Raw genomic sequence first — 14,957 nt, 5'->3', positions numbered from 1 at the left:
GACCATGGCGCACTGATTTGCTGGCGGCCGGAAGGCCTGACCCGATGCTAACCGCAAGGAATCGGTCCTTGCACTAAGAGGAATGAATGGCGAGTAACAACGTAGCCCAATTTGCCGCGGAACTGAAAATGCCTGCTGGTGTGCTGCTCGAACAGCTGCAGGCAGCGGGCGTCCAGAAAGCGAGCGAGGACGATGCGCTGTCGGAGACGGACAAGGCGCGTCTGCTCGATCATTTGCGCAAGTCGCACGGTGCGACCGATGGCGACAAGCGCAAGATCACGCTGACTCGCCGGCACACGTCGGAGATCAAGCAGGCCGACGCGACGGGTAAGGCTCGCACCATTCAGGTCGAGGTGCGCAAGAAGCGCACGTTCGTCAAGCGTGACGACGTGAGCGAGACGGGCGCCGACCAGGCACAGGCGCAGACCGACGAGCAGGCGGAAGCCGAACTGAAGCGTCGCGAGGAAGAAGCGCGCCGCGAGGCCGAGCTGCTCGAGAAGCAGGCGCAGGAACTGCGCGAGCGCCAGGAGCGTCTCGAGCGCGAGGAAGCCGAGCGCCGCGCGCGTGAAGAAGCGGCCGAGGCCGAGCGTCGCCGCGCGGAGGAAGAAGCCGCGGCGAAGCGCGAGGCGGCTGCCGCGCAGGCGGAAGCCGCGCAGCAGGCCGCGGCGGCTCGCGAAGAAGCGCAGCGCGCGCAGAGTGAGCAGAGCGAACAGAGTGCTCAGGACGAAGCGCGCGCGGCCGCCGAGCGCGCCGCGCAGCGCGAAGCGGCGAAGAAGGCCGAGGACGCCGCGCGTGAAGCGGCCGACAAGGCGCGCGCCGAGCAGGAAGAGATCCGCAAGCGCCGCGAAGCCGCCGAGGCCGAAGCGCGCGCGATTCGCGAAATGATGAATACGCCGCGCCGCGCGCAGGTCAAGGCGGTCGAGCCGCCGAAGCCGGCCGAGCAGCCGGCTGCGAAGGCGGCCGAGGCCAAGGGCACGCTGCACAAGCCGGCGAAGCCCGCCGGCGAGGCGGCCGCGGCCCGCCCCGCGGCGAAGAAGCCGGCAAGCGGTGCGCCGGCGCCCGCCGCTGCGCCCGCGGGCGACCGCAACAAGAAGCCGGGTACCGGCAAGAGCGGCTGGCAGGACGACGCGGCGAAGCGGCGCGGAATCAAGACGCGCGGCGATTCGAGCGGCGGTGTCGACCGCGGCTGGCGCGGCGGCCCGAAGGGGCGCGGCAAGCATCAGGACAGCGCGTCGTCGTTCCAGGCGCCGACCGAGCCGATCGTGCGTGAAGTGCACGTGCCGGAGACCATCTCCGTCGCGGATCTCGCGCACAAGATGGCAATCAAGGCATCGGAAGTCATCAAGGTGATGATGAAGATGGGTCAGATGGTCACGATCAACCAGGTGCTGGACCAGGAAACGGCGATGATCGTCGTCGAGGAACTGGGCCACCGCGCGCTCGCCGCGAAGCTCGACGATCCTGAGGCGCTCCTCGTCGAGGGTGAGATCGGCAGCGATGCGGAGCAACTGCCGCGGCCGCCCGTCGTCACCGTCATGGGTCACGTCGATCACGGCAAGACGTCGCTGCTCGACTACATCCGCCGCGCGAAGGTTGCCGCGGGCGAAGCGGGCGGCATCACGCAGCACATCGGCGCGTATCACGTCGAAACGCCGCGCGGCGTCGTCACGTTCCTCGATACGCCGGGTCACGAAGCGTTCACGGCGATGCGTGCGCGCGGCGCGAAGGCGACCGACATCGTCATCCTGGTGGTGGCGGCCGACGACGGCGTGATGCCGCAGACGAAGGAAGCGATCTCGCACGCGAAGGCGGGCGGGGTGCCGATCGTCGTCGCGATCAACAAGATCGACAAGCCGGAAGCGAACCCCGATCGCGTGAAGCAGGAGCTCGTCGCGGAAGGCGTCGTGCCGGAAGAGTACGGCGGCGATTCGCCGTTCGTGCCGGTGTCGGCGAAGACGGGCGTGGGTATCGACGATCTGCTCGAGAACGTGCTGCTGCAGGCGGAAGTGCTGGAGCTGAAGGCGCCGGTCGAGTCGCCGGCGAAGGGCATCGTGATCGAAGCGAAGCTCGACAAGGGCAAGGGCCCGGTCGCGACGGTGCTCGTGCAGTCCGGCACGCTCAACCGCGGCGACGTCGTGCTCGCCGGCACCGCCTACGGCCGCGTGCGCGCGATGCTCGACGAGAACGGCAAGCCGACGAAGGAAGCCGGCCCGTCCATCCCGGTCGAGATTCAGGGCCTGTCCGAAGTGCCGGGCGCGGGCGAGGAAGTCATCGTGCTGCCGGACGAGCGCAAGGCGCGCGAAATCGCGCTGTTCCGCCAGGGCAAGTTCCGCGACGTCAAGCTCGCGAAGCAGCAGGCGGCGAAGCTCGAAAGCATGCTCGAGCAGATGGGCGAGGGCGAGGTGCAGAACCTGCCGCTCATCATCAAGGCGGACGTGCAGGGCTCGCAGGAAGCGCTCGTGCAATCGCTGCTCAAGCTGTCGACCAACGAAGTGCGCGTGCAGATCGTGCACAGCGCGGTGGGCGGCATCAGCGAAAGCGACGTCAACCTCGCGACCGCGTCGAAGGCCGTCATCATCGGCTTCAACACGCGTGCGGACGCTCAGGCGCGCAAGCTCGCCGAGGCGAACGGCATCGACATCCGCTACTACAACATCATCTACGATGCGGTGGATGAGGTGAAGGCGGCGATGTCGGGCATGCTCGCGCCGGAGAAGCGCGAAGTCGTGACGGGCATGGTCGAGGTGCGCCAGGTGTTCAAGGTGCCGAAGGTCGGCGCGGTCGCCGGCTGTATGGTCACGGACGGCGTCGTCAAGCGCTCGTCGTCGGTGCGCGTGCTGCGCAACAACGTCGTGATCTTCACGGGCGAGCTCGATTCGCTGAAGCGCTTCAAGGACGATGTCAAGGAAGTGAAGCAGGGCTTCGAATGCGGTATGTCGATCAAGAACTTCAACGATATCGTCGAAGGCGACCAGTTCGAAGTGTTCGAGGTCACGGAAGTCGCGCGTACGCTGTAACGCAGGCGTGACGGCTTGAATGGGCGGGTCGGGCTTGGGCCCGTCCCGCCCATTTTCATGAATGGTGTCGCGCGCCTTGCCGATCAACCGGATGACGGATTTATCATGTCGAAAAAACGCAGTTCACCCAATCGCAACGTGCAGATCGCCGATCAGATCCAGCGGGATCTGTCTGAGCTCATCATGCGCGAGGTCAAGGACCCGCGCATCGGGATCGTGACGATCCAGTCGGTCGAGCTCACGCCCGACTACGCGCACGCCAAGGTCTACTTCACCGCGCTCACGGGCAATCCCGCGGACACGCAGGAAGCGCTCAACCATGCGGCCGGCCACTTGCACAATCTGCTCTTCAAGCGCCTGCACATTCACACGGTGCCGACGCTGCATTTCCACTACGACCAGACGATCGAGAAGGCCGTCGCGATGTCGCGCCTCATCGACGAGGCGAACGCGACGCGCGCGAAGGACGACTGACCAACGAACGAGCCTTGGCGCAGACCATGACGACTGTTTCGCCCCGCCCCCGGATGGCTCGCCGCGCGCTCGACGGCGTGCTGCTGCTCGACAAGCCGGTCGGGCTTTCGAGCAACGACGCGCTGATGCGTGCGAAGCGTTTGTACCTTGCGAAGAAAGCGGGCCACACGGGCACGCTCGATCCGCTCGCATCGGGGCTGCTGCCGCTTTGCTTCGGCGAGGCGACGAAGTTCTCGCAGGATCTGCTCGATGCCGACAAGACCTACGAAGCGACGATGCGGCTCGGCGTGCGCACGACGACGGGCGACGCCGAGGGCGACGTGCTCGACACGCGCGACGTGGCCTGCGACGAAGCGACGGTCGGCGCGGCGCTTGCGCGCTTCGTCGGCGATATCGTGCAGGTGCCGCCGATGTACTCGGCGCTCAAGCGCGACGGCAAGCCGCTCTACGAATATGCGCGCGCCGGCCAGACGGTCGAGCGCGAGGGCCGCACGGTGACGATCCGCTCGCTCGCGCTCCTGTCGTGCGCGTTGCCCGACGTCACGTTTCGTGTCACGTGCAGCAAGGGCACGTATGTGCGCACGCTCGCCGAGGATATCGGCGAAGCGCTCGGTTGCGGCGCGCATCTGACGATGTTGCGCCGCACCGGCGTCGGCTCGCTGACGCTCGAGCATGCGGTGACGCTCGACGCGCTCGACGCCGCGACGCAGGAAGAGCGCGACGCGCGGCTCGCGCCCGTCGACGCGCTGCTGTCGACATTCCCCCTCGTGAGGCTCGACGCGGCGCTCACGAAGCGCTTCCTGCACGGCCAGCGGCTGAAGCTCGCCGAGCTCGCGGCGCGACCCGAGGCGGACGAAGGCGAGCGCGTGCGCGTCTATGATGCCGATGACCGGCTGCTCGGCGTCGCGCGCGCGTCGGAAGGCGTGCTTGCCCCGGAGCGCCTCGTCGTGACGGGCGCGTAGTCGCGCGGATGCACGGGCGCGCGGCGTGGATGCGCGCTCGCATGGCGCATGCTGTACGGCAGGCGTTGCGGACGACCGGCGCGCTCGGCGCCGCATGTCGCATCGGCAAAACGAAAACGCCCGGCTTGAAAGCCGGGCGTTTTGCTTCGCGCGCCACGCGTGACGCGCCACGTGTGACGCCGCTCAGTGCGCGGCCGACGCCGCCGCGCTCGAATCGCCGCCGCCCGCGCGCTCGGGCTTCGTGATCCAGATGAGCGCGATCAGCAGCACGAAGATCGCGGCCGAGATGTAGAACAGATCGTTCACGCCCAGTTGCGCGGCCTGCTGCGTCGCCATGTTGTTGATGAGCCCGTGCGCTTGCTCGCGCGTGAGCCCGAGCTGTCCCATCTGCGTGACCGCCTGGCTGAACGTCGGGTTGTACGGGTTCGCCTGCTCGACGAGTTGCGCGTGGTGGAAGTTGTTCCGATGGTCCCACGCGGTCTGGAAGATCGACGTTCCGATGCCGCCGCACATGATCCGCACGAAGTTCGACAGGCCCGACGCCGCAGGAATCCGATGGCCGGGCAGACCGGACAGCGTGATCGACACGAGCGGGATGAAGAAGCCCGCCATCGCGATACCTTGCACGAAGGTCGGCGCCATCAGCGACCATTCGTCGACGCCCGTCGTATAGCGCGAGCGCATCCAGAAGCACAGCGCGAACGTGAGGAACGCGGCCGTTGCAATGTAGCGCGGATCGGTGCGCGACAGGAACTTGCCCGTGAGCGGCGACAGCAGGATCGCGAAGAAGCCGACGGGCGCCATCACGAGCCCCGCGTCGGTCGCCGTGTAGCCGATCTGCGTCTGAAGCCACAGCGGCAGCAGCACGAGGTTGCCGAAGTAGAGCCCGTAGCCGACCGACAGCGCGATCGTGCCGCCGGAGAAGTTGCGCATCCGGAACAGCGACAGGTCGACGACCGGATGCTCGGCCGTCAATTCCCAGACGACGAAGAACGCGAACGCGATCAGCGCGGTGAGCGCGAGCACGACGATCGTCGTCGACGCGAACCAGTCGAGGTCCTTGCCCTTGTCGAGCATGATCTGCAGCGAGCCGACCCAGATCACGAGAAGGGCGAGCCCGACGCCGTCGATCGGCGCGCGGCGCACGGCCGACTCGCGGCTGCGGTAGATCATCCACGTGACGGCCGCGGCGGCGATGCCGACCGGAATGTTCACATAGAAGATCCACGGCCACGAGTAGTTGTCCGAGATCCAGCCGCCGAGAATCGGGCCGGCGACGGGCGCGATCAGCGTCGTCATCGACCAGAGCGCGAGCGCCATCGGCGCTTTCGCGCGCGGATAGCTCGACAGCAGCAGCGCTTGCGACAGCGGGATCATCGGGCCGGCGACCGCGCCCTGCAGCACGCGCGATGCGAGCAGGAACGGCAGCGTCGGCGCGAGTCCGCACATCCAGGACGAGATCACGAACAGGATGATCGACGCGAGGAACAGGCGCACCTGACCGATGCGATCGGTCAGCCAGCCCGTGAGCGGCACCGAGATCGCATTCGCGACCGCGAACGACGTGATGACCCAGGTGCCCTGGTCGGACGACACGCCGAGGTCGCCCGAGATCGTCGGGATCGCGACATTGGCGATCGACGTGTCGAGCACGTTCATGAACACGGCGAGCGATACCGCGATCGTGCCGAGTATCAGCTGTCCGCCCTTGAGCGGAGGAAGGGGAGCGTGTGGCTGTGCCATGCTTGGTCCGACCCGGCGGCGCTTACATCAGGTTCGACGTGCGGCCGCCGACGACCTTCGCCGCCGGCGCCGGCGTCGGCGTCGGCGCACCGCCGCCCGCGTTCTGCTCGATGATGCGCGCGATCTCGGCGTTCGCTTCGTCGCCGTATTTCGCGAACACGTCGGTTTCGTAGACGGTGTTCTGCACGTTGCCGAGCTGGTTGCCGCTTTCGTCCTTGATGTCGACGTCGACCTGCATCGACAGGCCGATGCGCAGCGGATGATCCTTCAGCTCCTTCGGATCGAGCTCGATGCGCACCGGCAGGCGCTGGACGACCTTGATCCAGTTGCCCGTCGCGTTCTGCGCCGGCAGCAGCGAGAATGCCGCGCCCGTGCCCGCCGAGAAGCCGACCACCTTGCCGTGGTACTTGACCGACGAGCCGTAGATGTCGGCCGTCAGCTCGACCGGCTGCCCGATGCGCATGTGCTTCAGTTGCACTTCCTTGAAGTTCGCGTCGATCCACACGGCGTTCAGCGGCACGACCGACATCAGCGGCGTGCCCGGCGACACGCGCTGGCCGACCTGCACCGAGCGCTTCGCGACGTAGCCCGCGACGGGCGCGGGCAGCGTGTTGCGCGCGTTGTTCAGGTACGCGTCGCGGACCTTCGCGGCGGCGGCGAGCACGTTCGGGTGATTGGCGATAGTCGTGTTCGCGGTGAGCGCGCGGTTCGACGCGAGTTGCTGGTTGGCTGCGTCGAGCGATGCCTGAGCCGCCTTCACCGCGTCGCGCGCGTGCGAGATTTCCTCCTGCGATACGGCGCCCGTTTGCGCGACGGCGAGCCGGCGGCGCAGATCGTCCTGCGCCTTCGACAGATCCGACTGGCGCAGCGCGACCTGCGCGCGGTATTGATCGTCGTTCACATAGAGGCCGCGCACCTGGCGCACCGTCTGTGCGAGGTTCGCCTCGGCCTGCTGCAGCGCGACCTGGGAATCGGCCGGATCGAGCACGACGAGCGGGTCGCCCGCCTTCACGGTCTGCGTGTCGTCCGCCTTTACCGCGATCACGGTGCCCGTCACCTGCGGCGTGATCTGCACGACGTTGCCGTTCACGTAGGCGTCATCGGTGGTTTCGTGGAAGCGCGCGACGAGCAGGTAATAGAGGCCGTACGCGATCGCGGCGATCGCGATCACCACGACGAGCAGCGTCATCATCCGCTTGCGCTTGCCGTTGTTCTGCGGCTGCGCGGGCGCTGCGTTTTGTTGAGGGTCGCTCATGGCGAGTTTCTCCGTCTTGTATCTAAGCGATTGAAGCGATGAATCCGGCGTGCCGGGAATGATGCGGGTCAGTTCGACGCGTGCCGCGCGGGTGCGGCGGCCGCCGCCACTGCCGGTGCGGGCGTGGCGAGCCGCGTGCCGGTCGCGTCGAAGCCGCCGCCGAGCGCCTTCACGAGACCGATCTGCAGATCGCGGCGGCGCATCTTCAGGTTCGTCACCGTCTGCTCGGCGGCGAGCCGGTTGCTGTCCGCGTTCAGCACCTGCAGCTGCGGCGACAGGCCCGCCTTGTAGCGGATCACCGCGAGCTCGTACGCGCGCGTCGACGCATCGAGCGCGCGCTGCGCGTCGCCCATCTGCGTGTCGATCGAGCGGATCGACGCGACTTGCGTCGCGACGTCGTTCAGCGCGCTCACGAGCGTCTGGTTGTAGTTCGCGACCGACAGATCGAAGTCCGCGTAGCGGCCCTTCAGTTGCGCGCGCAGCGCGCCGCCGTCGAAGATCGGCAGATGGATCGCCGGGCCGAATTGCGCCTGGCGGCTCGCGAAGTTCAGGAAGCGGCCCCAGCCGAACGCGTCGAAGCCGAGGCCCGCCGCAAGATTGATGTCCGGGAAGAACTCGGCCTTCGCTTCCTTCACGTCGTGCATCGCCGCCTCGACTTGCCAGCGCGCGGCGACGAGGTCCGGGCGGCGCGATACGAGATCGGCGGGCAGGTTGTCCGGCAGCGCGACCCCGCCGCCCGGGCTCAGCACCGGCGCGGCAATCTGCAGCCCGCGGTCCGGGCCCTTGCCGAGCAGCGCGGCGAGCTGATAGCGGACGTTCGTGATCTGGCCGTCGAGATCGGACAGCGTCGACTGGCTCGTCGCGATGTTGCCGAGCGCGGTCTGGCGCTCGACGTTCGTGTCGAGGCCCGCGCCGACGCGGCCGTCGGTGATCTTGCCGACCGTCTGCCGGTTCGAGATCTCGCGCTCGGCGATGTCGCGCAGCGCGTACAACTGCGCGAGCTGGTTGTACGTGCGCGCGACCGACGTCGCGAGCGTCACGCGCGCCTGCTGCATGTCGGCTTCGGCGGCCTTTTCCTGCGACACGGCCGCATTGAGGCGCGCGCGGTTCTTGCCCCACAGGTCGAGTTCCCACGACGCGCTCGCGAGCGCGTTGTTCTCGCTGTACCACTGACCGCCGAAGGGCGGCGGGACGAGGGCGTTGCTCGAATACAGCTCGCGGGTCCACGAGTACTTCGCGTCCGCCTTCGGCAGCAGCGTCGAGCGCGACGATTCGATGTACGACGATGCCTTCGCGATGCGCGCCTGCGCTTGCGCGATCGTCGGATTGCCTTCGAGCGCCTCGTCGATCAGCTTGGGCAGTTGCGGATCGCCGAACTGGTTCGCCCAGTCGAGCGACGGCCACCGGCCGCCTTGCGCCGGCAGGCTCTGCGCGCTCTCGAACTGCGTCGCGGGCGCGATCGCCTTGTCGCTCTTGATGCCGAAATAGTTCGCGCATCCCGCGAGCGCGAGCACGGCGACCGCGACGGCCGTGGCGGTTCGGCAAGCGGACAACGGGAAGGTTTTCATCGCTGTGTTTCCTGACTCGGAATGAATAATGGACACTGCAAGGATTTCCTTACATTTATCTGTCTGAATTACTTGTTGTGGCAATATTTACGACGTGCTTCCGGTCGAGCCCGGACATTCGCCGGAATTGACGAGAATGCGGCGCAGCATGCTCTTGAGGAAGCCGACTTCCTCGGGCGTGAAGCCTTCGAGCACCTGATCGAGCACGCTGCGAAAGATCTCCGGCATGCGCTTCGTGAGTTCGCGCCCCTCGTCGGTCAGCTCGAGCCGCACGACGCGCCGGTCTTCGCTGCTGCGCACCCGTTGCAGCAAGCCGCGCTTCTCGACGCGATCGAGCAGGCGCGTGATCGCGCTCGCATCGATGCCGTATTCGCGCGCCAGCTCGGCCGCCGTCGAACATTTGCCGACGGCGAGCATGAACAGCATCGTCGCCTGCGTGCCGGTGATGCCGAGCTCGGTCTGCGTGCGCTGCGTGACCATGTTCGTCATTAGCGATTTCACGCGCGACATCAGGTAGCCGACGCTGTCGTTGATCTGGTACAGGGACAGAGCCTGATCGGGCTGCGGAGAAGAGGGATCCGACATAAATTCTCTGAAGCTGCAATAGTTGACTAGGCAGCAGTATAGGCGCGATTAGTTGCTGCGGCAAATGTTAATTGAAGCGGGATTTGGTTGCAGATCCGCAAAAATGGCCCTGATGCGAGTGGGCCCATCGGCGGACGCTCGCGCGGTTGCGCCGATGCCGCGAGGCAATGGATGGCGCAGTCCGCGACATCTTGACGTGCTATAATTTCAGGCTTTCCAAGCTGCAAATCGCGCGCGCATCGAGCAAAACGGTGCGCGCGCGCTTGCGCGTTCCATCCGTTTCCAGGTTTCTATGACCCGCGCCCTTCGCAACATCGCCATCATCGCCCACGTCGACCACGGCAAGACGACGCTCGTCGACCAACTGCTCCGCCAGTCCGGCACCTTCCGCGAGAACCAGCAGATTGCCGAGCGGGTGATGGACTCGAACGACATCGAAAAGGAGCGCGGGATCACGATTCTCGCGAAGAACTGCGCGGTCGAATACGAGGGCACGCACATCAACATCGTCGACACGCCAGGGCACGCGGACTTCGGCGGCGAAGTGGAGCGCGTGCTGTCGATGGTCGACTCGGTGCTGCTGCTCGTCGATGCGGTCGAGGGCCCGATGCCGCAGACCCGCTTCGTGACGAAGAAGGCGCTCGCGCTCGGCCTGAAGCCCATCGTCGTGATCAACAAGATCGACCGCCCGGGCGCGCGCATCGACTGGGTGATCAACCAGACCTTCGACCTGTTCGACAAGCTCGGCGCGACCGAGGAGCAGCTCGACTTCCCGATCGTCTACGCATCGGGCCTGAACGGTTACGCGTCGCTCGATCCGGCCGCGCGCGACGGCGACATGCGCCCGCTCTTCGAGGCGATTCTCGAGCACGTGCCGGTCCGTCCGGCCGATCCGGAGGCGCCGCTGCAGTTGCAGATCACGTCGCTCGACTATTCGACGTACGTCGGGCGCATCGGCGTGGGCCGCATCACGCGCGGGCGCATCAAGCCGGGCCAGCCGGTTGCGATGCGCTTCGGCCCGGAGGGCGAGGTGCTGAACCGCAAGATCAACCAGGTGCTGTCGTTCAAGGGGCTCGAGCGCGTGCAGGTGGAGTCGGCCGAGGCGGGCGACATCGTGCTGATCAACGGCATCGAGGATGTCGGCATCGGCGCGACGATCTGCGCGGTGGACGTGCCCGAGGCGTTGCCGATGATCACCGTCGACGAGCCGACGCTGACGATGAACTTCCTCGTCAACTCGTCGCCGCTCGCCGGCCGCGAAGGCAAGTTCGTGACGAGCCGCCAGATCCGCGACCGCCTGATGAAGGAGCTGAACCACAACGTCGCGCTGCGCGTGAAGGACACGGGCGACGAAACCGTGTTCGAGGTGTCGGGCCGCGGCGAGCTGCACCTGACGATCCTCGTCGAGAACATGCGCCGCGAGGGCTACGAGCTTGCGGTGTCGCGTCCGCGCGTCGTGATGCAGGAGATCGACGGCGTCAAGCACGAGCCGTACGAGCTGCTGACGGTCGACCTCGAGGACGAGCACCAGGGCGGCGTGATGGAGGAGCTCGGCCGCCGCAAGGGCGAAATGCTCGACATGGTGTCCGACGGGCGCGGCCGCACGCGTCTCGAATACCGGATTCCGGCGCGCGGCCTGATCGGCTTCCAGGGCGAATTCCTGACGCTCACGCGCGGCACGGGCCTGATGAGCCACATCTTCGATTCGTACGCGCCCGTCAAGGAAGGCTCGGTCGGCGAGCGCCGCAACGGCGTGCTGATCTCGCAGGACGACGGCGCTGCGGTGGCGTACGCGCTGTGGAAGCTGCAGGATCGCGGCCGCATGTTCGTGAAGCCGGGCGACGCGCTTTACGAGGGCATGATCATCGGCATTCACAGCCGCGACAACGACCTCGTCGTGAATCCGATCAAGGGCAAGCAACTGACCAACGTGCGCGCGTCGGGCACCGACGAAGCGGTGCGTCTCGTGCCGCCGATCCAGATGTCGCTCGAATACGCGGTCGAGTTCATCGATGACGACGAGCTCGTCGAGGTGACGCCGCAGTCGATCCGCCTGCGCAAGCGTCACCTGAAGGAGCATGAGCGTCGCCGCGCGAGCCGCGAGGCCGAAGCCGGCTGAGCGTTCGCCGCGCGCCGCCCGAGCGTTGCGCCGCATTCGCCGCGCATCGAAAAAGCCGCCTCCGGGCGGCTTTTTCGCATCCGCGAAAAGGCGGCGGCACGCCGTTTGAAAAACAGTGTTACGGGCTCCGGCGCGAATATGCGCGATGCGCGCGAAAGCCCGTCGCGGCGGGCTTTCAGGGCGCTATCGCCGTGCTCGCCGCAGGGTTTTTTGTGCTATGCTGCGCGCACGCAAGTTTTAGGTCCTTCCAAGCAAGACTTGATTCGCGCAATCCGCTAAACGGTCAGGCCGTGTCGCGGAAGGTTGAGTAACCCGCTATTTCTCGAGAAGCTCGAAGAAAGGTGAGCGTCAAATGTCAGATGTAATGAAGCAGTTCCAGCTGAACTCATATTTGTTCGGCGGCAATGCTTCGTATGTTGAAGAACTGTACGAAGCCTATTTGGATAATCCGGCGTCGGTGCCGGACAATTGGCGCGAATATTTCGACGCGCTGCAAAACGTCCCCGCAACCGACGGCTCGAATGCGAGCGACGTGGCTCATAACCCGATCGTCGAGTCGTTCGCCCAGCGCGCGAAAGCCAACGCTTTCATCCCGCGCGAAAGCGGTGCCAATCTCGCCACCGCCCGCAAGCAAGTTCACGTTCAGTCCCTCATCAGCGCGTATCGCTTCCTCGGCTCGCAATGGGCCAACCTCGATCCCCTGAAGCGCCGCGAACGCCCCGCGATTCCGGAACTGGAACCCGCGTTCTACGATTTCTCCGAAGCCGACCTTGACCAGACGTTCAGCGCGAGCAACCTGTATTTCGGGTTCGAGCAGGCGTCGCTGCGCGACATCGTCAAGGGGCTGCGCGACACGTACTGCGGCACGATCGGCGCCGAGTTCATGTACATCAGCGATCCCGAGCAGAAGCGCTGGTGGCAGGAGCGTCTGGAGTCGACCCGTGCGACGCCGAACTTCTCGGCCGACAAGAAGAAGCACATCCTGAACCGTCTGACGGCGGGCGAAGGCCTCGAGCGCTATCTGCACACGAAGTACGTCGGCCAGAAGCGCTTCTCGCTCGAAGGCGGCGAGAGCTTCATCGCGGCGATGGACGAAGTCGTCCAGCACGCGGGCTCGAAGGGCGTGCAGGAAATCGTCATCGGCATGGCGCACCGCGGCCGCCTGAACGTGCTCGTGAACACGCTCGGCAAGATGCCGGCGGATCTGTTCGCCGAATTCGAAGGCAAGCACGTCGACGACCTGCCGGCCGGCGACGTGAAGTACCACAAGGGCTTCTCGTCCGACATCGCGACGGAAGGCGGCCCGGTCCACCTGTCGCTCGCGTTCAACCCGTCGCACCTCGAAATCGTGAACCCGGTGGTCGAAGGTTCCGCGAAGGCGCGGATGGACCGCCGCGGCGACGCCGACGGCCTGCAGGTGCTGCCCGTGCAGATCCACGGCGACGCGGCGTTCGCGGGCCAGGGCGTCGTGATGGAAACGCTCAACCTCGCGCAGACGCGCGGTTACGGCACGCACGGCACGCTGCACATCGTCATCAACAACCAGATCGGCTTCACGACGTCGGACCCGCGCGACGCGCGCTCGACGCTGTACTGCACGGACGTCGTCAAGATGATCGAGGCGCCGGTGCTGCACGTGAACGGCGACGATCCGGAAGCCGTGGTCCTCGCGACGCAGATCGCGATCGACTACCGGATGCAGTTCCACAAGGATGTCGTGATCGACATCGTCTGCTTCCGCAAGCTCGGCCACAACGAGCAGGACACGCCGGCCGTCACGCAGCCGCTGATGTACAAGAAGATCGCGCAGCACCCGGGCACCCGCGCGCTGTACGCGGAGAAGCTCGTCCAGCAAGGCGTGATCAGCGCCGAAGACGCGGACGGCTTCGTGAAGGCGTACCGCAAGGCGATGGACGACGGCCACCATACGGTCGACCCGGTGCTGTCGAACTACAAGAGCAAGTACGCGGTCGACTGGATGCCGTTCCTGAACCGCAAGTGGACGGACGCGGCCGACACCGCGGTGCCGCTCGCCGAGCTCAAGCGCCTCGGCGAACGCATCACGACGGTGCCGGAGAACTTCAAGGTCCACCCGCTCGTCGAGCGCGTGATCAACGATCGCCGCAACATGGCGCGCGGCGACCAGCCGCTCGACTGGGGCATGGGCGAGCACCTCGCGTACGCGTCGCTCGTCGCGTCCGGCTACGCGGTGCGCCTGACGGGCCAGGATTCGGGCCGCGGCACGTTCACGCACCGCCACGCGGTGCTGCACGACCAGAACCGCGAGCGCTGGAACGACGGCACGTACGTGCCGCTGCAGAACGTCTCGGAAGGCCAGGCGAAGTTCAACGTGATCGACTCGGTGCTGTCCGAAGAGGCGGTGCTCGGCTTCGAATACGGCTACTCGACCGCCGAGCCGAACACGCTCGTGCTGTGGGAAGCGCAGTTCGGCGATTTCGCGAACGGCGCGCAAGTCGTGATCGACCAGTTCATCTCGTCGGGCGAAGTGAAGTGGGGCCGCGTGTCGGGTCTCACGATGCTGTTGCCGCACGGCTATGAAGGCCAGGGTCCGGAGCACTCGTCGGCGCGCATTGAGCGCTACCTGCAGCTGTGCGCGGAGCACAACATGCAGGTCGTCCAGCCGACGACGCCCGCGCAGATCTTCCACCTGCTGCGCCGCCAGATGATCCGCCTGTTCCGCAAGCCGCTCATCGTCGCGACGCCGAAGTCGCTGCTGCGCCACAAGGAAGCGGTGTCGGATCTGTCGGAGCTCGCGAAGGGTTCGTTCCAGCCGGTGCTGGGCGAAGTCGACGGCGGCATCGACGCGAAGAAGGTCAAGCGCGTGATCGCATGCTCGGGCCGCGTGTATTACGACCTCGTCGCGCATCGCCGCGAAGCGAAGGCGAACGACGTCGCGATCGTGCGGATCGAGCAGCTCTACCCGTTCGCGCACAAGCAGTTCGAAGCGGAGATGAAGAAGTACGAGAACGCGACGGAAGTGGTCTGGGTGCAGGACGAGCCGCAAAATCAGGGGCCGTGGTTCTATGTCGAACACCACCTGAAGGAAGGCATGAAGGAAGGGCAGAAGCTCGCGTACAGCGGCCGCCCGGCTTCCGCCTCGCCGGCCGTCGGCTATTACGCGAAGCACTACGAGCAGCAGAAGGCCCTCGTCGAAGGCGCATTCGGCCGCTTGAAGAGCGCATCGATCGCGAAATAAAGAGACGTAGCGAAGCG

Annotated in this window: 10 protein-coding genes; 5 read left to right on the top strand and 5 right to left on the bottom strand. The window is 66.3% G+C overall.

The genetic code is table 11. The annotated features are described in order from the left end of the window. Positions 1 to 86: 86 nt before the first annotated feature. The 3 genes from infB (at position 87) to truB (ending at position 4,453) form a co-directional block, all read left to right on the top strand. Positions 87 to 3,017 (top strand): translation initiation factor IF-2, encoded by a 2,931-nt coding sequence (infB, locus tag BTH_RS25275; protein ID WP_011402420.1) that lies wholly within the window; start codon positions 87 to 89, stop codon positions 3,015 to 3,017. 105 nt (positions 3,018 to 3,122) lie between these two features. After that, positions 3,123 to 3,491: a 30S ribosome-binding factor RbfA gene (gene rbfA, locus BTH_RS25270; RefSeq protein ID WP_009891499.1), complete on the top strand. Its 369-nt coding sequence runs from the start codon at positions 3,123 to 3,125 to the stop codon at positions 3,489 to 3,491. Positions 3,492 to 3,544: 53 nt separating this feature from the next. Then, on the top strand, positions 3,545 to 4,453 hold the full coding sequence (gene truB / locus BTH_RS25265) for a tRNA pseudouridine(55) synthase TruB (protein WP_009891497.1): 909 nt from the start codon (positions 3,545 to 3,547) through the stop codon (positions 4,451 to 4,453). A 183-nt stretch (positions 4,454 to 4,636) separates the two neighbouring features. On the opposite strand, the gene BTH_RS25260 is transcribed toward truB, so the two are convergent. The 5 genes from BTH_RS25260 to BTH_RS35325 form a co-directional block, all read right to left on the bottom strand. After that, the gene (locus BTH_RS25260) at positions 4,637 to 6,196 is read right to left on the bottom strand and encodes a DHA2 family efflux MFS transporter permease subunit (RefSeq protein ID WP_011402418.1); all 1,560 of its coding nucleotides are present in this window, start codon (positions 6,194 to 6,196) and stop codon (positions 4,637 to 4,639) included. Between the two features lie 22 nt (positions 6,197 to 6,218). Then, complete coding sequence (locus BTH_RS25255; protein WP_009891493.1) at positions 6,219 to 7,451, bottom strand: EmrA/EmrK family multidrug efflux transporter periplasmic adaptor subunit; 1,233 nt, start codon at positions 7,449 to 7,451, stop codon at positions 6,219 to 6,221. A 68-nt stretch (positions 7,452 to 7,519) separates the two neighbouring features. Beyond that, entirely contained in the window at positions 7,520 to 9,019 is a 1,500-nt protein-coding gene (locus BTH_RS25250; protein WP_009891491.1) for an efflux transporter outer membrane subunit, read from the bottom strand. 87 nt (positions 9,020 to 9,106) lie between these two features. After that, positions 9,107 to 9,604: a MarR family winged helix-turn-helix transcriptional regulator gene (locus BTH_RS25245; protein ID WP_009891489.1), complete on the bottom strand. Its 498-nt coding sequence runs from the start codon at positions 9,602 to 9,604 to the stop codon at positions 9,107 to 9,109. Between the two features lie 199 nt (positions 9,605 to 9,803). After that, the gene (locus tag BTH_RS35325) at positions 9,804 to 9,944 is read right to left on the bottom strand and encodes a pyridoxal-dependent decarboxylase (protein WP_161654478.1); all 141 of its coding nucleotides are present in this window, start codon (positions 9,942 to 9,944) and stop codon (positions 9,804 to 9,806) included. On the opposite strand from BTH_RS35325, the gene typA reads away from it, so the two are divergent. Next, positions 9,897 to 11,723, top strand: a complete 1,827-nt coding sequence (gene typA / locus BTH_RS25240) for a translational GTPase TypA (RefSeq protein WP_009891488.1) — start codon at positions 9,897 to 9,899, stop codon at positions 11,721 to 11,723. The genes BTH_RS35325 and typA overlap by 48 nt on opposite strands. Before the next feature lie 352 nt (positions 11,724 to 12,075). Beyond that, positions 12,076 to 14,940 (top strand): 2-oxoglutarate dehydrogenase E1 component, encoded by a 2,865-nt coding sequence (locus BTH_RS25235; RefSeq protein ID WP_009891486.1) that lies wholly within the window; start codon positions 12,076 to 12,078, stop codon positions 14,938 to 14,940. Positions 14,941 to 14,957: the final 17 nt, after the last annotated feature.

The sequence above is a fragment of the Burkholderia thailandensis E264 genome, from assembly GCF_000012365.1.
In the GTDB taxonomy this organism is placed as follows: Bacteria; Pseudomonadota; Gammaproteobacteria; order Burkholderiales; family Burkholderiaceae; genus Burkholderia; species Burkholderia thailandensis.
This window is presented reverse-complemented; position numbering and strand designations above follow the sequence as displayed.